Annotated in this window: 18 protein-coding genes and 3 tRNA genes; 11 read left to right on the forward strand and 10 right to left on the reverse strand. The window is 65.4% G+C overall.

The window, feature by feature from the left end:
* The first annotated feature begins 1 nt into the window (after position 1).
* Together metC and ACZL02_RS08340 are read left to right on the forward strand one after the other, a co-directional pair.
* Positions 2-1,198, forward strand: coding sequence for a cystathionine beta-lyase (metC, locus tag ACZL02_RS08335; RefSeq protein ID WP_472937475.1), 1,197 nt, complete (start codon positions 2-4; stop codon positions 1,196-1,198).
* 171 nt (positions 1,199-1,369) lie between these two features.
* Positions 1,370-1,585 carry an alkylphosphonate utilization protein gene (locus ACZL02_RS08340; RefSeq protein ID WP_472937474.1) on the forward strand — a complete coding sequence of 72 codons (216 nt, stop codon included), beginning with the start codon at positions 1,370-1,372 and terminating at the stop codon, positions 1,583-1,585.
* A 187-nt stretch (positions 1,586-1,772) separates the two neighbouring features.
* Here ACZL02_RS08340 and ACZL02_RS08345 read toward each other — a convergent pair whose 3' ends face one another.
* Positions 1,773-3,017, reverse strand: a complete 1,245-nt coding sequence (locus tag ACZL02_RS08345) for a porin (RefSeq protein WP_472937473.1) — start codon at positions 3,015-3,017, stop codon at positions 1,773-1,775.
* 650 nt (positions 3,018-3,667) lie between these two features.
* Here ACZL02_RS08345 and ACZL02_RS08350 point away from each other — a divergent pair.
* From ACZL02_RS08350 to ACZL02_RS08360, 3 genes are all read left to right on the forward strand, one after another.
* Entirely contained in the window at positions 3,668-4,261 is a 594-nt protein-coding gene (locus ACZL02_RS08350) for an SCO family protein (protein WP_472937472.1), read from the forward strand.
* Positions 4,262-5,336: 1,075 nt separating this feature from the next.
* Positions 5,337-7,514, forward strand: coding sequence for a beta strand repeat-containing protein (locus ACZL02_RS08355; RefSeq protein WP_472937471.1), 2,178 nt, complete (start codon positions 5,337-5,339; stop codon positions 7,512-7,514).
* Between the two features lie 123 nt (positions 7,515-7,637).
* Positions 7,638-8,396, forward strand: coding sequence for a CatB-related O-acetyltransferase (locus ACZL02_RS08360; RefSeq protein ID WP_472937470.1), 759 nt, complete (start codon positions 7,638-7,640; stop codon positions 8,394-8,396).
* A 231-nt stretch (positions 8,397-8,627) separates the two neighbouring features.
* Here ACZL02_RS08360 and ACZL02_RS08365 read toward each other — a convergent pair.
* From ACZL02_RS08365 to ACZL02_RS08375, 3 genes are all read right to left on the reverse strand, one after another.
* Positions 8,628-8,703: transfer RNA gene (locus ACZL02_RS08365), tRNA-Arg, on the reverse strand.
* A gap of 88 nt (positions 8,704-8,791) precedes the next feature.
* Positions 8,792-9,097 (reverse strand): ETC complex I subunit, encoded by a 306-nt coding sequence (locus tag ACZL02_RS08370; protein WP_472937469.1) that lies wholly within the window; start codon positions 9,095-9,097, stop codon positions 8,792-8,794.
* Positions 9,098-9,141: 44 nt separating this feature from the next.
* Positions 9,142-9,218: transfer RNA gene (locus ACZL02_RS08375), tRNA-Pro, on the reverse strand.
* Between the two features lie 216 nt (positions 9,219-9,434).
* Between ACZL02_RS08375 and ACZL02_RS08380 the strand changes: the two genes are divergently transcribed.
* Positions 9,435-9,704 carry a hypothetical protein gene (locus ACZL02_RS08380; protein ID WP_472937468.1) on the forward strand — a complete coding sequence of 90 codons (270 nt, stop codon included), beginning with the start codon at positions 9,435-9,437 and terminating at the stop codon, positions 9,702-9,704.
* Positions 9,705-9,796: 92 nt separating this feature from the next.
* Here the strand turns inward: ACZL02_RS08380 and ACZL02_RS08385 are convergent, their stop codons facing one another.
* Positions 9,797-10,096, reverse strand: coding sequence for a hypothetical protein (locus ACZL02_RS08385; RefSeq protein ID WP_472937467.1), 300 nt, complete (start codon positions 10,094-10,096; stop codon positions 9,797-9,799).
* Between the two features lie 377 nt (positions 10,097-10,473).
* Between ACZL02_RS08385 and ACZL02_RS08390 the strand changes: the two genes are divergently transcribed.
* The gene (locus ACZL02_RS08390; protein WP_472937466.1) at positions 10,474-10,977 is read left to right on the forward strand and encodes a hypothetical protein; all 504 of its coding nucleotides are present in this window, start codon (positions 10,474-10,476) and stop codon (positions 10,975-10,977) included.
* Positions 10,978-11,059: 82 nt separating this feature from the next.
* On the opposite strand, the gene ACZL02_RS08395 is transcribed toward ACZL02_RS08390, so the two are convergent.
* From ACZL02_RS08395 to ACZL02_RS08405, 3 genes are all read right to left on the reverse strand, one after another.
* Complete coding sequence (locus tag ACZL02_RS08395; protein WP_472937465.1) at positions 11,060-11,506, reverse strand: DUF192 domain-containing protein; 447 nt, start codon at positions 11,504-11,506, stop codon at positions 11,060-11,062.
* 44 nt (positions 11,507-11,550) lie between these two features.
* A complete protein-coding gene (locus tag ACZL02_RS08400; protein ID WP_472937464.1) occupies positions 11,551-12,123 on the reverse strand; it encodes a cold-shock protein in 573 nt (190 codons plus the stop codon).
* 198 nt (positions 12,124-12,321) lie between these two features.
* Positions 12,322-12,867, reverse strand: coding sequence for a hypothetical protein (locus tag ACZL02_RS08405; RefSeq protein WP_472937463.1), 546 nt, complete (start codon positions 12,865-12,867; stop codon positions 12,322-12,324).
* 179 nt (positions 12,868-13,046) lie between these two features.
* Here ACZL02_RS08405 and ACZL02_RS08410 point away from each other — a divergent pair, with 179 nt between their 5' ends.
* The 4 genes from ACZL02_RS08410 to ACZL02_RS08425 all read left to right on the forward strand — a co-directional run bounded on the left by ACZL02_RS08410 (position 13,047) and on the right by ACZL02_RS08425 (position 16,190).
* Positions 13,047-13,487 (forward strand): VOC family protein, encoded by a 441-nt coding sequence (locus ACZL02_RS08410; protein WP_472935073.1) that lies wholly within the window; start codon positions 13,047-13,049, stop codon positions 13,485-13,487.
* A 280-nt stretch (positions 13,488-13,767) separates the two neighbouring features.
* Complete coding sequence (locus ACZL02_RS08415) at positions 13,768-14,787, forward strand: YcbK family protein (protein WP_472937462.1); 1,020 nt, start codon at positions 13,768-13,770, stop codon at positions 14,785-14,787.
* Between the two features lie 197 nt (positions 14,788-14,984).
* Positions 14,985-15,059, forward strand: a tRNA-Glu gene (locus tag ACZL02_RS08420).
* Between the two features lie 261 nt (positions 15,060-15,320).
* Entirely contained in the window at positions 15,321-16,190 is an 870-nt protein-coding gene (locus ACZL02_RS08425; RefSeq protein WP_472937461.1) for an SH3 domain-containing protein, read from the forward strand.
* A gap of 86 nt (positions 16,191-16,276) precedes the next feature.
* On the opposite strand, the gene greA is transcribed toward ACZL02_RS08425, so the two are convergent.
* Complete coding sequence (gene greA, locus ACZL02_RS08430) at positions 16,277-16,747, reverse strand: transcription elongation factor GreA (protein WP_472937460.1); 471 nt, start codon at positions 16,745-16,747, stop codon at positions 16,277-16,279.
* 70 nt (positions 16,748-16,817) lie between these two features.
* Positions 16,818-18,605 carry a single-stranded-DNA-specific exonuclease RecJ gene (gene recJ / locus ACZL02_RS08435; protein WP_472937459.1) on the reverse strand — a complete coding sequence of 596 codons (1,788 nt, stop codon included), beginning with the start codon at positions 18,603-18,605 and terminating at the stop codon, positions 16,818-16,820.
* Positions 18,606-18,684: the final 79 nt, after the last annotated feature.

Consider the following 18,684-nt stretch of genomic DNA (forward strand, 5'->3'; position numbering starts at 1 on the left):
CGTGGACGATTCAAGCTCTGACGCCGGCGTCATCGGCCCCAATACGCGGCTCATTCACAGCGATGACCCGCAAAACCGGCACGGTTTCGTGAATCCGGCGGTTTACCATGCCTCTACCGTGCTCTTCACCGACACGCAGGCAATGCGTAGCCGGAAGTCCAAATACATCTACGGCCTGCGGGGCACGCCGACGACCGATGCGCTGGAAGCGGCGCTGGATGATCTGGAAGGCTCGGCCGGCACTATCCTCCTGCCGTCGGGTCTTGCGGCCGTGACCTTTCCGTTGCTCGCCTTCCTGTCCAGCGGCGACCACGTGCTCATCATCGACTCCGTCTATTCGCCGACCCGGCTGTTCGCCGACACCGTGCTGCGGCGGATGGGCATCGCCGTCGAGTACTTCCATCCGTCCCGCGCCGGCGAACTCGCCAGCCTGATGCGGCCGGAGACCAAGGTGGTGTTTCTGGAGGCGCCGGGCTCCAACACCTTCGAGATGATCGACGTCGCCGCCGCCTGCGCCATCGCCCATGCCGGCGGCGCGGTGACGATGATCGACAATACCTGGGCGACGCCGCTCCTCTTCCGGCCGCTCGACCACGGCGTCGACCTGTCGATCCACGCACTGACGAAGTATCCGGGCGGCCATTCGGACGTGATGATGGGCAGCGTCTCGGCCAATGCGGCGACGTTCGACCGGCTGCGCGACACGCAGATGGCGATCGGCGTCAACGCCGCCCCCGACGACACCTATCTCGTCCTGCGCGGGCTGAAGACGATGGGGCTGCGCCTCGAGCGCCACCAGGAGAGCGCGCTGCGGCTTGCGGAATGGCTGGAGACCCGGCCGGAGGTGGCGCGCGTGCTGCACCCGGCCCTGCCGTCCTTTCCCTGGCACGATCTCTGGAAACGGCAGTTCACGGGGGCGAGCGGGCTGTTCTCGATCGTCCTCGACGGCGGCGGGTTTCGTGAGGCCGCGGCCTTCCTCGATACCCTCAAGCTGTTCGGCCTCGGCTATTCCTGGGGTGGCTTCGAGAGCCTTGCCGTGCTCGTCGACCTCTCCGACCGCGTCCACGCCAAGGCGCCCGCGGAGGGGCCGGTCATCCGGCTGCAGATCGGGCTCGAGGATACCGCGGACCTCCAGGCCGACCTCGAGCGCGGCTTTGCGGCCCTCGCAAGCCTGCCGCCCGCAGACGTCGCCCCGTAAAGTCGCCGGATCGCCGCCGCAGCGGCAATGACCGCGTGCAGGCGGCGGCGATTTCCGCTATCGGGCGACAGCGCCCGCTGCGGTGAACGTCGCTCGGCTAGCGCCGGCAGCGGACGGACGGCCGTTGTCGCCGGCCACGGCAAGGCGCGCCCCCTTTTTCGGAGAACTGGCATGAGCGACGTCAAGGACATGAACGGCAACATACTCGCCGATGGCGACCAAGTGACCGTTATCAAGGATTTGAAGGTCAAGGGCACGTCGGTGACGCTGAAGCGCGGCACGCTGATCAAGAACATCCGCCTCACCGGCGACCCCGCCGAGATCGAGTGCAATGCCGAGAAGGTCAAGGGCCTGGTGCTGCGGACCGAGTTTCTGAAGAAGGCCTGATCGCCTTTCGGACGGACACCCGCCCCGGTGTCCCACCGTCGCTCATCGCCCCCTTCCTGTTTCCAACGCAAGAAGCCCGGCATCGCTGCCGGGCTTCTCTGTTTTCATGAGGTCTCGCCGATGCGGCGATCCTTCCGGCCCTGACGGGGTGACGCCACCCCGCCAGATACGCTTTAGAACGGGCGCGTCAGAACGTGCGCTTGAACTGGATGAGGCCCTGCGTCTCGTCGAAATCGTCGATGCCGGCCGGCAGGTCGACGTCGCGGTAGTTCACCTCGCCCAGAACCTGGAAGTTCTTGGTGATGTCGTAGGAGAGGTTCGCGCCGACGCCGTAATAGTCGGCGCCGTCGAGATCGACGAAGGCGACGCGGGGATAGGTGACGTCGAGGTCGAAGGTCTGGCCGTAGACGCCGTTCAGCGCGGCGGTCAGCTTGCCGAACTTCTGCGAATAGGCGGCACCGATCTGGAACTGGCTCGGAATGTCGCGCAGCCCGGAGGTGTTGCCGCCGATCTCGGCGCGGAAGACGTCGTCGACGACGGCATATTCCGTCGGGTCGAAGGCGTAATGTCCCTCGATCTTCAGGATCGACTTCTCGGCGAAGAGGTTTTCCAGCTGGATGCCGGCCTTCAGCGCGAAGGCGCTGTCGCTGCCGTCATAGTCGTTGGCGGTGATGTTGCCGAAAGCCACGCCGTCGAGCGCGGTGTAGCCGAGGCGGCGACCGTCGAAGCCGGTATAGCGGCCGCTCGCCGATTCCTCGTCGTAGACGCCGATCAGGTAGATGCCGCCGAAGCTGCCCTTGTAGGCGAGCTTGCCGAGGACGTCGGGGATGAAGTCGCCGGTGCCGTCGTCTTCGGCCGAGAGCGTCGCCGAGAAGCCGTTGCTGGCGAAGGTGTAGGAGATGCGGTTCTGCTGGGAATCGCCCGCGGCCCAGTCGGCCTCTTCGAGCAGCAGGCCGTCGCTGAAGCCGCCGTCGTTCGAGGTCCAGACGGTGTCGAGATAGCCGATGGTCAGGCCGCCGAGCTGGATGTAGGCCTCGTCCATGCCGTAGTTGGCGTCACCGGTGTTGAAGCCGGCGCCGGTATTGGTCGCCTGGACGCGGACCTTGGCGCGCAAGGTGCCGAGCTCGGTCTCCTCGCGGGCGTCGAAATCGAGGCGGGCGCGGACGCGGGTGCCGAAACGGCTGTCGTCGGCGTTGTCGAGATCGCTGTTGTTCTCCTGGTCGTTGCCCTGCAGGCGCATGCGGACGTAGCCGCCGACTTTCAGGCAGGTCTCGGTGCCCGGGATGTAGAAGAAGCCGGCGCCGTAGACGTCGCAGACGCGGACATATTCGGCCGGCTCCGGCTCGACCATCACCACCGCATCGGCAGCACGCGCCCCGGACACCGCGATCAGAACCGCCGCGGAGCCCAGAAGAACAGTCTTGAAGTTCATGTCATTTCTCCAGCTAACGAAATAATGACGCGGGTTACTGGAGAACCATCGGTTCTACTTCCCGCGTTCTTGCCAAGGATCGATTATTCGCTCCTTCCGCCTCGGTATCGCCGGCAACATTCACAAACAAGTGAAATATCGTGCAAGACAGAATTAAGACGCAATTAGTATTATGTGCGCCCAATACACATCAGAAAGCCCCATTAACTCAGTCGATGCGAATCGGCGGCGCCTTGTTACATGACAGTTTCAAGACAATCGGGCCGAGTGGTCGCCTTCTCCACGACAAAAGACCCGCCATCGGCGATGGCGGGCCTCTCTGAAGAATACAGCGCGACTGGAGGGAGACGATGTATTGATCGATCTCTGGCAAATCTCTGCGACGGCCGCATGACAGCGGGCCAAAGTATTGCCGCGCTCAGGCCAAGCTGCACGTGGGGCTGCGGTGCCGGGCCCTTGCCGCCGGCCACGCCCCTCACCGGCGCTCTCGCCCCCTCACCTTCACCGACCGCGCGAAACAGAACCGCCCGGCGCCGGGCGCGCGTGGACAAACTGTCCAGTACCGGCCGCCCGCGCCTGTGGCACACTCTCCGGATGGGAGCGCGCGGACCGGCCGAGGCCGCCGACCCTCAGACGGTCGAGGAAACAGCATGACGCGGACCCCCGGAACCCTTCTCGCCGCCGGCGGCGCCGGCGTGCTGATGCTGGTGCTTCTCGGCTTTCTCGGCGCCGTCTTCCTGCAGCAGCCCGACCGCAGCGCCTTCCGCAACAGCTTCTCCCTGATCGACGACCGCGGCGCGGCGGTCGATGAATCCCTCTTCACCGGCCATCCGGCGCTGGTCTTCTTCGGCTATACTAGCTGCCCGGAAGCCTGCCCGACCACCTTGATGGAGGTCACCGACTGGCTGAACGTGCTCGGGCCGGCCGGCGACGACATTAAGGTCTACTTCTTCTCGATCGACCCCGAGCGCGACACTCCCGCGGTGCTGCACGACTATGTCGAGGCCTTCTCCGACCGGATCGAGGGCATCACCGGCCGCCCCGAAGAGATGCGGAAGGCGATCGACAAATGGGGCATCTCCGCCGAGCGCGTGCCGCTCCCCGACGGCGGCTACCAGATGAACCACACGGTCTCGCTGATGTTGGTCGGCAAGGACGGCCGCCTGAAAGGCATGATCCCCTACGGCGCACCCCGCGAGGCCGCCCTCGACAAGATCCGCACGGCGCTGCTGACCCCGTCCTGAGACGCACCCCGGACAAAGCGGGACCGGCCAGCGCCTACTATAAGAGACGCGCCCTCCCAAAACCGCCCGCCCGCCTGCGCCAAAATCTCGGCCGCCCGGACGGCGCATCCTCGCGCCCGCCCGGCACGGCCCGCCCCGGCAATCCCACCACCTCCCGGCCCGGACCAGACCGCCCCTCACCCGCACGCCCGGCGACAACAGGCCGTGACCAGAGGCGGCCGGCAGCAATCCGAGACCGGACCTGCGGCCGACTGCCAGCAGGCGATCGACCCGACCGTCCGGCATGACCATCCCGCCGCCAGCCCAGCGCGCAAAATCCCGTTCCGCCTCACCGCCCTGTAGAAATTGCCCCTCCAGCAAATCAACGGCGATACAGAGGGATTCCTATTGATCCCCTATACGATTTAGCAGTGCAGCTAAAGGTTCTTGTTCCTTTATTCGCGCGTCGATGCCTAACAATAGATCCCCGTATATATTCCTATATGCTTTATACATAAGGCTTACGATAAAGTACTATTTGCATGATGTTTGCGAAGTCAGTAGCCGGTTTGCATTCGCAAATTGGACATTAACTACGGCCTCTATATCGAAGACGCGTTTGCTTGCGGCTCCGATTTGGCTTCATCGGAGAATGAGATTTCCGGCTTCCAGGCCTTGGTTACGGCCTGACCAGATCGCCGTGCGGACGGCCTACCGAATCACAAAGCGCTCTTTCTGCAGGTGCTTAGCGGCGTCGGCGGCCCCCGGCCGGCCGCAGCATCTCGAAAAGTTTGCCGATCGCCCTGTGCGCCGCGCGGCTGCCGATAGCAGCCTGCGAAAGTGAAAAGCCTTAGGTTGCAAGGCTTACGCTTCGTAAGGCCGACAATATGGACGCGGGCCGCTGTGATCAAACGGCATCAGGCTGACGTAGAGGAATAAATTGGTTGATCATCTTATTGCTTAGCTAAGGGTCGCCGTGCATACCTTCCCATGCGTCACCATTGGACCCCAATGGGTTGCAGAGATCTGAGACGGGCGGTGCGCGGCGTGCACGCCGGCACCCGTCCTTAAAAAACGACTCGAGGAGAGACGACACATGGCTAGCACCACCTATACCGGCGCTGCGAGCGTAACGACGGCCTACGCCGCCGCTGACGTTTACACGCTGAACATCGCGCCTGCTTCGATCACCAACATTAGCCAGTCGGGCGCGAACGTCGTCATTCAGACCGGCGCGACTTCCTTCACCATCACCGGCGTCAGCCTTGCCGGCCTCGCCACCACCAACTTCGTCCTCCAGGGCGGCGGTTCGGTGTCGTTCGGTGACGGCCTTGCCGCAGCGACTGCTGACGCTGGCGACAATACCGTGCCTGCTGGCACTGCTTTTGCTGACGTCCTGATGGGCCTCGGCGGTGGCGACACGATCGTCGGCAACGGCGGCGACAACCTCATCTTTGGCGGCAGTGCCTTGACCGATGCTGCGGACGGCGATGACATCATCACCAGCTCTAACGGTAATGACACCATCTACGGCAACGGCGGTGACGACTCGATCACTTCCGGCGTCGGCGCGGACCTGATCTACGGCGGCGTTGGTGCAGACACCATCACGGTTGCCCCGACGGCTGGTCAGGTTGCTACCGTTTTCGGCGGCGGCTCGCTGAACGACACGATGGATGGCGCGGACACCATCAATGCAGGTACCGCTACGGTCGCTGTTGCTGGCGGCGTTATCGCCTATGGCAATGCTGGCGCTGACATCATCAGCATCTATGCCAACGCGTCGAGCACCGTATACGGCGGCCTGGACGGTGACACGATCACCCTCGGCGCCACAGCGGCTCCTGCGAACGGCGACAATCTGGTCGTCGGCGGCTTCAACGATGCCGACACGATTGAAATCGTCGGCGGCGGCAATAACACCGTCTACGGTGGCACGGGCGCTACCTCGACCGTCGATGGCAATGATCAGATCTCCATCACCGGTGGCGGCGATAACCTCGTCTACGGTAACGCAGGCGACGACACCGTTGTCATTACTGGTTCGGGTGCCAACAGCATCTACGGTGGCCTTGGTAACGACGAAATCACCGTGAACGGCGCCGATGGCAACAATCTAATCGTTGGCGGCGTCGACGATACCGACACCATCACGATCAACGGCAACGGCAACAACACCATCTACGGCGGTTCGGCTTTCGCCGCGACGAACGATCTGGCTGATACCATCACCGTGACCGGTGACGGCAACAACATGATCTTCGGCAATGGCGGCGACGATCAGATCTCCGTTGTCGGCGGCGGCGACAACAGCATCTACGGCGGTGTTGGTGACGACGCGATCACGGTCAACACCGTCGTTGGTGATGCGCTCGGCGACAACCTGATCCAGGGCGGCACCGGCAACAACGACATCACCGTGTTCGGGACCGGTGGCAACACCACCATCTACGGCGGCAATGGCGAAACGGACACCGCGGATCTCGTGACGACCGTCAACCTCGACGTTTCGGGCGGTGTTCACACGATCTACTCGAATGCCGGCAACGACGTCGTCAATGCTTCGATCGATGGCGGCGCTTCGCTGACTGTCTTCGCAGGCCAAGACAATGACACGATCAACCTGTCCGGCACGGATACCGTTTCGACGGCGATCCTCTACGGCAACTCTGGCAACGACACGATCGACGCCAGCGGCTTTGGTGGCGCATCGACGATCTATGGTGGAAACGGACAGACCGACGCTTTGGACGGTGCTGACGACATCACCGGCGGTGCCGGCGCTGACATGATTTTCGGCAACGGCGGCAACGACACGATCAACGGTGGTGCTGGTGCTGATACCATCATCGGCGGTACGGGTAGCGATGTCCTGACCGGCGGTACTGGTGCAGATACCTTCTCGTTCAGCGGCGTTGCTGGTGCCGCGACCTCGGGTGCAACACTCGGTCAGTTCGATGCTATCTCCGACTTTGTCTCGGGAACTGACAAGCTTCAGTTCACAGGCGTGACGGACGTGGTGTCGGGTCAGCAGGCAGCAGTTCAGACGGCTGTTACAGCGCTGGCTGTTGGCTCGACGGCGGCTCAGATCGAGTCGGCAATGGCAACGGCAAACACCACCGACAACGGCGTGTCTTTCGCGACGTTTGGTGGCAACACCTACGTCCTCTACGAAGCCTCGGGTGCCAGCACGGGTGTGGCCGCTAACGACGTGTTCATCCAGCTGACCGGCGTTACAACTGCGCCGAATTTCGCTGGCGACGTAGTCGCTTAAGGCTTTAGAATTTTAGAGAGGGTGGCCTTCGGGCCGCCCTTTTTTTTGCCTGCGAAAACAGGCCCTTCGATCACCTGTGTCGGCTTGCAACCGACAGAAAAGCTCATGCCGACAAGGCTGCCCATGACCCCCTCACCCATCTACAAGAACCGCGACTGGTTTCTGCAGCGTGGCCTGATCACCGACTCCGAGCCGCTGATCACCGGACAGTTGCAGTTCGAGCCGACCATCCGGCTGTTCGCGAATGCCAGGCTCCTCGACTGCCACCTCGGCGCCTACAGCTACGTCTCCCCCCAGTCGACGCTCAACCGGGTCCATGTCGGGCGCTATTGCTCGATCGGGGCGCAGTGCGAGATCGGCCCGACGCAGCATCCGGCCGACTGGCTGACGACCAGCCCCCTCGCCTACAAGGACGTCTTCAACGTCGGTGCCGCCTTCCCGCCCTCGGAACGTCACGACGAGCTCTCGCCCGTCACCATCGGCAACGACGTCTGGATCGGCTCACGGGTGGCGGTGATGGGCGGCGTGACCATCGGCGACGGGGCGATCGTCGGCTATGGCAGCGTGGTGACGAAGGACGTCGCGCCCTACAGCATCGTCGGCGGGGTTCCGGCCAAGCTGATCCGCTGGCGGTTCGACGCATCCACCATCGCCGCCCTGCAGCGCGCGCCCTGGTGGCGCTACGACGTCGCGAGGATGCGGGGCGCGCCGATCGACTGGCGACGGCCCGCGATCGCCCTCCGCGAGATCGCCGTGAAGGCCGCTGCCGGCGACATCGACGTCCTTCCCGACACGCTCCACCGCATCACCCGCCAGAACGGCCACCAGTTCGCCTTCGACCGGATCAACCCGGCCGCTGCCGAGGCCCGCCGCGCGGTCTGACCGGCGCCCGTTGCGCTGACGGGGCAAGGCGGGACGTCTGGAAACCTCGGCCGAAGACGGCAAGGCGGCGGGTGGTGGGGATGGGGAAATGCGAGCCCGCGGCATGGCGCGCCCATCGGCGTCCCCGTGCGGACGGCCAGAAGGCGTCAGGCTTTAGACGTCGATGCGGGCTGCGCGGCTCAGGCTGTCGGCGCTTCGCCCGGTCGTTTGCCGGCGTGGGCGATGAAGAGGTGGTGACCCCGGCTGGATTCGAACCAGCGACCATCGGCTTAGAAGGCCGGTGCTCTATCCTCTGAGCTACGGGGCCGAAGCGTGTGACGCCTGGATCGTCGCCCGGTCAGCGGACCGCGCACATGGCGTGAACGGACGGACAGGGCTCGGCGATCGATGCGTCCTCAATGGGTCCAGGGCTGCTGGCGGTTCCAGTTGAAGTTCTCGGCGTAGGAGATCTTCCGCCGCTTGGCTTCCTCGGGCTCTTCCACCCGGTAGGGAATGGCGTTGCGCTCAGCGTAGTCGACCGCCATCTCGCGCGTCTCGAAGGACAGCTTGATCTGGGCGTTCATGTCGCTGGAAGAAGTGTAGCCCATCAGCGGCTCGACGCGCTTGGCGATTTCCGGCTCGTACACCAGGACCCAGTCCCTCGTCAGCGCCTTGCCCGACTGCATGGCGGTACGGGTGGGGCGATAGATGCGCGCAACCATGATTTCGGCTCCGTCGCGCCGCCGGAACGCGGCGTCCTGTGAGATGGTCGGAGCGGCAGGATTCGAACCTGCGACCCTCTGGTCCCAAACCAGATGCGCTACCAGGCTGCGCTACGCTCCGTTGCCGCAAGCCCTAGAGAGATTGGACTGGCGGCGCAAGCGCGAAGTTGGTTCGGGTGGACGATTGCTTGGGCGTAACCCCGACATTCGGCGCTTCCGCACAGAAGATGCCATGGCGGGAAACGAAAACGACCGGTGCGTCGAAGTTTAGCGATCGGGGCAATCGAAGGGTGAAGGCTGGCTGCGATGGTGCGCGGGGAACAGCAGGAGCACCGCGATGCCGCAGATCTGGATGACCTATGCCGAAGCCGGCGAGTTGCTCGGCCTTTCGCCGATGGCGATGCGCGACCATTGCCTGGTCGCCGGCTTGAGCCGGCGCCGTAGCCGCGATGGCCAGACGCGCCTGAAACTCTCTTCGGAGGCGATCGCGCTGTTCATCCAGCGCGAGGTCCGGCGCCATCTCGAGGCCAACCTTCCGAGCCTTGGCGTGCACGAGCTTCAGCAGCTGGCGTCGCTGCCACTGGCGCCGGAGCGGCGCGCCGCCTGAACGGCACGCTTCCTAGATGGCACGCTGACTGAACAGCGCGCTGCTTGAACGGCGCGTGGCTTGAGCGGCACCCGGCTTGAACAGAAGAGGCGTCAGACCCCTGCGGGACTGCGCGCCTTGCCGAGCCGCCGCGGGGCGAGGAGGAACCAGCGCGATTGCGTCGTCTCCGACCAGATCTCGATCACGTCGCGCCGGAACAGGTCGGCGCAGCTGAGGTTGCGGTCGGCAAAGATCGGGTGCCGAAGACCGGCATCGGTCAGACCGACAAAGCGCAGCCCCGCCTCCATGCCCTGCGCCACCGTCCGCTGGGCCGACAGGAGATGCGCCGGCTCGGCCGCTTGGGCGCCGGTGGCAACAAGGGTGGACAGCAGTGCCAGGCGGACCATCAGCATCAGCAACTCCTCTTCCGCGCGAAAGGCGACCAATTCCTCGTCCGCGCGAAGGCAACCAATCCTGCGCGAGAAGTGACCATGCGGGCTGTCGCAAGGCTGGAGTGTCGGTGGACGGCCCGTCGAATGCAAGCGGAATGCGGCGTCGGACGGGGCACTAACGCCGGCATTTTACCTCGCCGGAAACGCCTGTCGGAAACACTGTTCGATTCGCCTGGCGATACCTTCGGCGGCGACAGAGCGCGCATCCGGGCCCTCCCCGCCGAAGCTGGACGACGCCGGTCTCCCCGCGCGCGATGACAGCCGTGTGATCTGCTGTCGCCGGCGCAACCAACGCGCGCCCTGCCGCTTATCCCGTTCGCATGGGACGGGAGACGGAAATGGGAGACATCGCGGCAGGCGCCGATCAAAGCGCCGCGATCGATGTGACGGCGTCGGTCGAGGGCGCCGGGAATAGACCGGCAGCCCGCGGACCGGACGCTTCGTCGTCCTGGGAAGCCACGGCGGGCGCGGCGCCTGACGGGATGTCGGGCGTCGGTCAAGCCGAGAAAATTATGTTTTTCTCGGTCTTTGAAGCGCCGTTGGCTTCGCCTACCTCCGCGCTGCAAGTGAAGCGGAGACATCGGATGGGCCGAGGGGTAGACCAGGAACTGAGCGCGTTGATCCATGAAGTGATCGACGCGTCGCTGCTCGACCAGGCATCGCCGGAATACGCCGTCGCGCTTCTGGTGGCGGAGAAGGGCCAGTCCTGCCTCGATCCAGCGCAGCGCAGCGTCTGGGAAAGCCGCGTCCTGCCGATCCTCAGCAAGCCGCTGCACGAACAGATTGCCATCGCGGCAATCCTGCGCCGCGGCGGCTACGTGCCGCGCAAGATCGAGTTCTGACCCCGGTATATGCGAGGCGCTATGTGTGCCCGTGACTGTCAGCAACTCTATGCTGGTCAGCTTATAGCGCCGACCTCGAGCCTTACGGAGCCTTCGGGATGACGGGATGCTCGAGACGGTCGCCGGCCTTCAGGCCGTAACGCGCCGCGGCCCCGCCGTTCAGTTCCAGCACATACCGGGCCGGCTCCCGCGACGAGATGATGTCGAGCGACAGCGGCTGGGCGTTGGCGGCGATGTGCGTGACGCGACCAGCCTCGTCCATGAACACCATGTCGAGCGGAATATACGTGTTCTTCATCCACATGGTGACGAGCCGCGTCTCCTTGAAATCGAACAGCATGCCCTGGTCGGCCGGCATGCTGTCGCGGTTCATCAGCCCAACCTCGCGCTCCTTCTCGGTCGAGGCCAGTTCGACGACGATCTCATGTGGCCCGCTGGCGGTCTGAAGCCGTCCGGTCGAGGACGCTCCGGCGGACAGGAGGGTGAAGAAGACGAGCGCGGCGAGCGCGAGCACACCGACAACCAGCATCAGCCGCCGGGACGTCGGCCGCCCATCTTGAACGACCGCCGCCATCAGTGCGACGCCGGCAAGTCGGAGCCGCCGCTCGGATGCACCTCGGCGGCCATCAGGCCCTTGGAGCCCTCTCCGAAACGAACGAGGACTGCTTGGCCCGGACGGAGTTCGGTCATGCCGAAGACCCTGAGGGTTTCCATGTGCACGAAAATATCGGCCGTCCCCTCGCCGCGCGACAGAAACCCGTAACCCTTGCTGCGGTTGAACCATTTGACGGTCGCCGGCTCGAGATCACTCGTCGCCTCAACTGGATTGAGGGTTCGCTGCGGCTGCTGCGACGGGTGGACCGCCGTCGACGCATCGAGCGACAGGATCCGCAGCACCTGCAGCCCCCGCTGGCCGCGATGAACCTCGCAGACGATGCGGGCACCCTCCAGCGCGCTAGCAAAGCCGCCGCGGCGCAGACAGCTGACATGGAGGAGGATATCGTCGCCCTCCGCATCGGGGACGACGAAGCCGAAGCCCTTGGAGGCATCGAACCACTTGATGTGACCGGAAGCGACGTCCAGCTCAGCCGGTCCATCGGACAGGTGAGGCTCGTCCAGCAATCGGCCAAGGGTGTTTTCCGGCATGCGGGGGGTCCGCCTCTCACGCCCGACGAATCATCGACGTTACCGACGATAGCACTAACGGGACCACTTGAATAAAGCCGAAACTCGGGCCCCCGCGATAATTTTCAAGACCTGTATGCCGGCTATCTTTCGGCCGTAGTGAAGCCGCTGCAGCCGGGACGAAGGCGGGCGGAGCGCCCGCCTTCGTTGTAATGAAGCTCAGCCCTTGATTGTCTCGAGCGCCTTCTGGCAAGCCGCTTCGTCACCGGCATCGGCTGCCTTCTGTGCGGCGTCGAGCGCTTTTCCAGTGGTAGCAGCCGTCGCGGCGCCGGCTTGCTGCGCCGACGAATCCTGTGCGGACGTCGCGACCTGCGGATCGGTGGCGCCGGCCTCGGGAGCCAAGGGTGCCGTGGAGCCATCCTGCACGACCTTGCCCGGCGTCACGCTTTCGCCAGGCGTAGTGGTGGTCCCGCCACCGGAGGGCGCGGCCATGGCTGCGGCCTTGGTGGTCTTGGCAGCGGCGCCGGCTGGCTCAAGCGGCGCCGTCGTGCCGTCCTGGACGATCGGTCCGGCCTTCGGCGCCATGGCCGAGCCAGTCGGCGCCTCGAAATTGGTGGTCTTGCCACCTTCAGCGGTGGTCGAACCGGTGGCGCTGAGGTCGTCGGCGCGCAAGGCGGCGATATCGGCGGCGCAATCAGCCGACGCCACCCCGGCGGAAGCCAAGGAGAGCGCGACCGAGGCGAGCAGAGAAGAAATACGTGTCATCCCAAGGATCCTTTTTGATCCGGTGCCCACTGCGTCAACTCAAAGATTTCGGCTCAGGTTCCCCGACATCTCGGCGCAAGGACAGAGTGCCAGCATGCGCGACGACACCGCGCCGCGTCGAACGGTTGGCCTTTGCCGATGCCGCACTAGAACTGCGTCTTCGCAACAGGGAGAATCTCATGCGCTATCTGCACACCATGGTCCGCGTCAGCGACATCGAAAAGTCGCTCGATTTCTACTGCAACAAGATGGGGATGGTGGAAGTCCGCCGCACCGAGAGCGAGGCCGGGCGCTTCACGCTGATCTTCCTCGCGGCATCCGAGGATGAGGCTTCAGGCCGCGCCGAGCAGGCCCCGCTGCTCGAGCTGACCTACAACTGGGATCCTGAAGCCTACGGCGAAGGCCGCAATTTCGGGCACCTGGCCTACGAGGTCGACGACATCTATGCGACCTGCCAGTCGCTGATGGACGCCGGCATCACCATCAATCGCCCGCCGCGCGACGGCAACATGGCTTTCGTCCGTTCGCCCGACAACGTGTCGATCGAACTGCTGCAGAAGGGTCCTGCCAAGCCGAAGGCCGAGCCTTGGGCGTCAATGCAGAATACCGGCAAGTGGTAAGCTGACCGGCCATTCTCGCGCCGTAATCTAGCCATAGTGCGAAAATTGGATTAACGAACATCTCCCAGTCGCTAAATTACACGGCGACGCAAGGTGGGGACCTTGGGGAGTGTTCGTTCGTCACTTCAAGCCGTTCTTCTGTTCGAAGGACGGCTTCAATCATGAGGGGTCAATCGGCGCATTGCCGATCCTCCCCTGAGAGGGTGGATCCGGTTTGACAAATTCGCTCCTGGAATCCTGGGCTACACGGCTTCGTCGCAACAGCATCCTGGTGGCCATGATGGCCACCGCACCGCTCCTGAGCGCTTGCGTCTCGGCCGTCGACGATCCGGCTTTCGGGTTTACCAACGGCGCCGCCACCGCCAACGCCCCTGTTGCCCCAGCCGACGCCAAGCCCGCTGTGGAAGGCCAGGAGGCCAGCCAGACCGCCGATGCGACCCCGCCGGCAGACGCTGCCGAAACCGCCGCGCCTGCCACGACCAAGAGCGCCCGAGTCACGGCCGAGCCTTCCCCCGAAACAGCTTCTGCGAAACCTGCAACTTCCGAGCCCTTCCCGCTTGCCTCCGGGCGCACGGCAATCGCCGCTTATGCCGGTGCGACGGTCGGCCAGTCCAGTGAGACGGCGATTACCGCTGCCGAGACCCCCAAGCAGGCCGACAGCTCGCTCTTCGCCACCCTTTTCGCGAAGTCGGAAGCCAAGACCCCCATTCGCAATGCGGACGTCGGCAAAAGCCGCCGCGTTATCCTGAAGCCTGAGGGGGCGCCTCAGCCGGCCGATGGCGGACCGACCGAAATGGCCTCCCTCCCCGGCGTGAAAAGCCGTGCCTCGCTGTTCGAGATCGGCCAGCGTGCCTCGGCGGACTACGATGCGGAGATCCTCGAAGAGGCCAACGGCGACGAGGGCACGTACCAGGTCGCCTCGCTCTCGGGCATGGCCCGCATGGCGCCGAACGGCCTCTTAGTGCAGCGTCCGGACGTGCAGACCAGCTGCTTCGAGCCGAAACTCGTCTCGATGATCCGCGCTGTCGAGGCGCGCTACCATACCAAGGCGGTCGTCACCTCAGGCTACCGCAGCCCGAGCTACAACAAGCGCGTCAACGGCGCCCAGAAGTCGATGCACATGGCCTGCAAGGCGGCGGACATCCAGGTTCCCGGCGCCAACAATCTCGAGGTCGCCGCCTTCCTGCGTGGCCTGCCCGGTCGCGGCGGCGTCGGCACCTACTGCCATACCACGGCGATCCACGTCGATATCGGTCGCGAACGCGACTGGAACTGGGCCTGCCGCCGCCGCCGGGCCTGATCGTCGACCCACCGGCACCGCGGGAACGCCATCCGATTCGCACTGCAATCCCCGCCGCACCGATAAAAATCGACCGAAGCAAGCACCGCAAGTACCTGTAAAAGATCGATTATTTGATGCCGTGTCGGTTTCCTGACAGATCAGCACAGGAAGCCCTTGCGGACCCCCCCGAAGTTTTCTATACACCGCCTCGCGCTGCGCCCATCGTCTATCGGTTAGGACGCCACCCTTTCACGGTGGAGAGAGGGGTTCGACTCCCCTTGGGCGTACCATTGACCTGCTACTGCGGTCATCGACTGGTCTTCCAAACCGCAGCCTCTGATTTTCAAAATGTTTCGATCTCTGACATTATGACCCGATGCCGCCGTGCCGCGCATCGTCGGTCCGTCGGGTTGCGTACGGCGTGCAGAACCTCGTCGTGGTTATCCCCAGAATGCAGCCGCTTCTGCACCCGCTGCCCTCCGCCAGAATGATTAAATCTTAATTCTAATCCCCGACGATCACCCATCGTCGACAGGATTGGGATGACAGCCTTGGCGCGCAGGAAAACCACCAAAAAGCCCGTGCGGCGGCGGACGGCCGCCAAGCCCAGCGGCGCTCTCGGAAAGCTCGGCTGGGCCGCGGCAGCCGTCGTCGCCGTCGGCTGGGTCGCCTCCGACGGACGGGCGATGGGCTATATCGACAAGCTCATGCCAGCTGCCGGCAGCTATGTCGCGGGCATCCAGCAGGAAGCCACCGAGGCCTGGGCACCGAAAGCATCGCCTCGCGTCCTGCCGTCGCGGGACACCGAGCACCGCCAGATCACGCAGCGCGATGAAGACGCCCGTTCCACGCGGGACGCGCAGCCGACCAGGCGGCCAACGCTGCGGGACGATGCTCCGACGTCGCTTGCCTTGCGGATCCCCCGCCCTCCCGCCGCCGTGCCGACCCACGTCGCGGCGATTTCGCCATCCCCGGCGCCACGCCTGTCGCCCCTGCGAATGCCCCGCGACGGGGGAGCAGAAGAGGCCCGCCGGCCGATGCGTGTCCTGCCACCAACTGAAACGCCCGCTGCCGCCCGCCCGGCAGCGCCAGTCGCCATGGCGGCGACATCGGCGCCCACGGGGGGCCTGCGCCATGCGACGCGGCTGCTGATCATCCGCGACACGCCCGACGACAGCGGCCAGCATGTCGGCTCGGTCGTCGCAGGCATGCAGGTCGAGGTTTTGAAAGCCGCGGGCCAGTGGCGCTATGTCAGGGCCGACGATGGCGAGGGCTGGGTCGACGGGACCTTCCTGGCCGGCGAGTCGGCATCGCTCGCGTCACCGGCACCGCAGACCATGGCGGCCATCGTGCCGCGCGTGGTCACTGTTCCCGCAGCGCTCACGGCGCCGGTCCCGCCCCTCGCGATCCGCAACCGCTGAAAAACAAAAGGCCGAGCTGGGCCCGGCCTTCGTAACCAGCGATACGGCGCCCGCGAGGGACGCGCAGCGCAACGTTCGTTTTCGGACTACCCCTCGATGGCGACGATCTCGGCCTCGCCGGGGCCGGCCGTCACGACATCGCCGACATGCTTGCCGGCAAGGCTCTTCGCCAGCGGTGCGACGTAAGAGAGCAGTCCCTTGGTCGGGTCCGCCTCGTCCTGGCCGACGATGCGATATTCCTGACGCCGACCGTCATCGCGCTCGATCGTCACGCGGCTGCCGAAATGCACCTCGTCGGCATCTGCCGGCGTCTCGATCACCTCGGCCGAGGCGCGGCGCGCGTTCCAGTAGCGCAGGTCCCGGTTGACGGTGGCGATCAGGTTCTTGTCGTCGATCTTCTGTGCCTCGGCCAGCGCCGCACGCAACGTCTCGAGCTCCTTGTCGATCAGGCCAAGGCCGCGCTGCGTGACGAAGTTCGGGTCGGTGCCGAGTTCCCGGTCCGGCAGGCTTTCCACCGACTGGAGTTCATTGGGTTCCCGGACGAATGCCACGCTCATGTCTTTTCCTTCGGCTTAATGCGTGATCCCTAGATGGGGCCTGTCCCCGATAAATCCAACTGCCCGCCCCTCAGTCGAAAGCCTCCGCCACGTCGACGATGCGAAAACCCACGGTTTCCCGGCCACGGTAGCGGTCGAGCGTCACGGTGCCCGCGACATGAACGGGACGGTCGCGGCGCTCGAGCAGTCGCCGGCCGATCTCGGTCTCCTCCGACCGGAAGGCGATCGCCGAGATGCCGGCGCCGTCGGCGGATTTCAGCGTCGCGCGGACATGCCCGTTGCCGACGATGCCGGAGGATTCGATCCGGTGCCGCGCCAGTGCCAGGATGGGCTGGGCATGGCCGGAGCCATAGGGACCGGCGCTTTCCAGCCGTTCGAACAGTTCACGCGTCAGCCCCATGGCGCTGACCGCGCCGTCGAGTTTCAGGGCGTCGACCTTTCGGAGATCGCCGACCGTCGCGGCCGCCTTCTCCTCGACATAGCCGCGGAAGTCGCCGAGCCGCTCACGCTCGATGGTGATGCCCGCCGCCATCGCATGGCCGCCGCCCTTGACGATGATGCCGGCATCCAGCGCCCCGCGCACCAGCCGGCCGAGGTCGAAGCCGGGGATCGAGCGGCCGGAGCCGGTGCCCTTGCCGTCGGCATTGAAGGCGATGGCGAAGGCCGGGCGGCGGTAGCGCTCCTTCAGGCGGGCGGCGATGAGGCCGACGATGCCCGGATGCCAGCTCGGCCGCGCGGTCACCAACACCGGCGGTCCGTCGCCTCCGCCGATCTCGGCGGCGATCTCGGTCTCGGCCTCAAGCAGCATCGCGCGCTCCATCGCCTGCCGCTCCTCGTTGAGGACGTGCAGCTGGTCGGCCAGCGCCCGCGCGTCGTTCTCGTCGTCGACCGTCAGCAGCCGCGCGCCGAGATGCGCCTCGCCGATCCGCCCGCCGGCATTGATCCGCGGCCCGAGGATGAAGCCGAGGTGATAGGCGTCGATCGGCCCGGAAATGCGCGCCACCTGCGCCAGCATGCGCAAGCCGGTATTGCGCTGCTGGCGCATCACGGCAAGGCCCTTCACCACCAGCGCCCGGTTGAAGCCGACGAGCGGGACGACGTCGCAGACCGTCGCGAGCGCCGCGAGGTCGAGCATGCCGAGGACGTCCGGCAGGTCGCTCTGCCGGCGGCCGCGCCGCCGCAGCTCGCGCGAGACCGCCACCAGCGTCAGGAACACGACGCCGACAGCCGCCAGATGCCCTTGCCCCGACAGATCGTCCTGGCGGTTCGGGTTGACGATGGCGACGGCCGTGGGAAGGCTCGCGCCGGTCTGGTGGTGATCCAGCACCAGGACGTCGCAACGTGCCCTGACGGCGACATCGAGGGCGTCATGGCTGGTGGTGCCGCAGTCGACGGTGACGATCAGCCCTGCCCCGCCGTCGATCAGTTCCTGGATAGCCTGCGGATTGGGGCCATAGCCCTCGGTGATGCGGTCGGGAATGCGGATCTCCGGCGACAGGCCGAAATGCGCGAGATAGCGCCACATCAGCGCCGACGAGCAGGCGCCGTCGACGTCGTAGTCGCCGAAGATCGCCACCTGTTCGCTGCGGTCGATCGCATCGGCGATGCGGCTGGCGGCCGCGTCCATGTCGGTCAGCGTCGAGGGATCGGGCATCAGGTCGCGCAGCGTCGGCGCGAGGAAGCCGGGCGCCAGCTCCGCCGCGACGCCCCGCGCTGCGAGCACTCGTGCGACGATGTCCGGCAGCCCGTGATCCTGCGACATCCGGAGCGCTGCCGCCTCGGCGCGGTTGTCCAGCGCGTGCAACCAGCGACGGCCGCTCAGCGAGGCCTCGACGGCAAGGAAGGTACGTCCGGTCATGCGTGTTCAACTGCTTTCAGCCGATACCGCGCCGCCTTGCGACGCGCCGCTCGGATCGCGGTCGAGGCGCTTTCCTGCG

The organism is Mesocryomonas fontinalis (genome assembly GCF_055730125.2).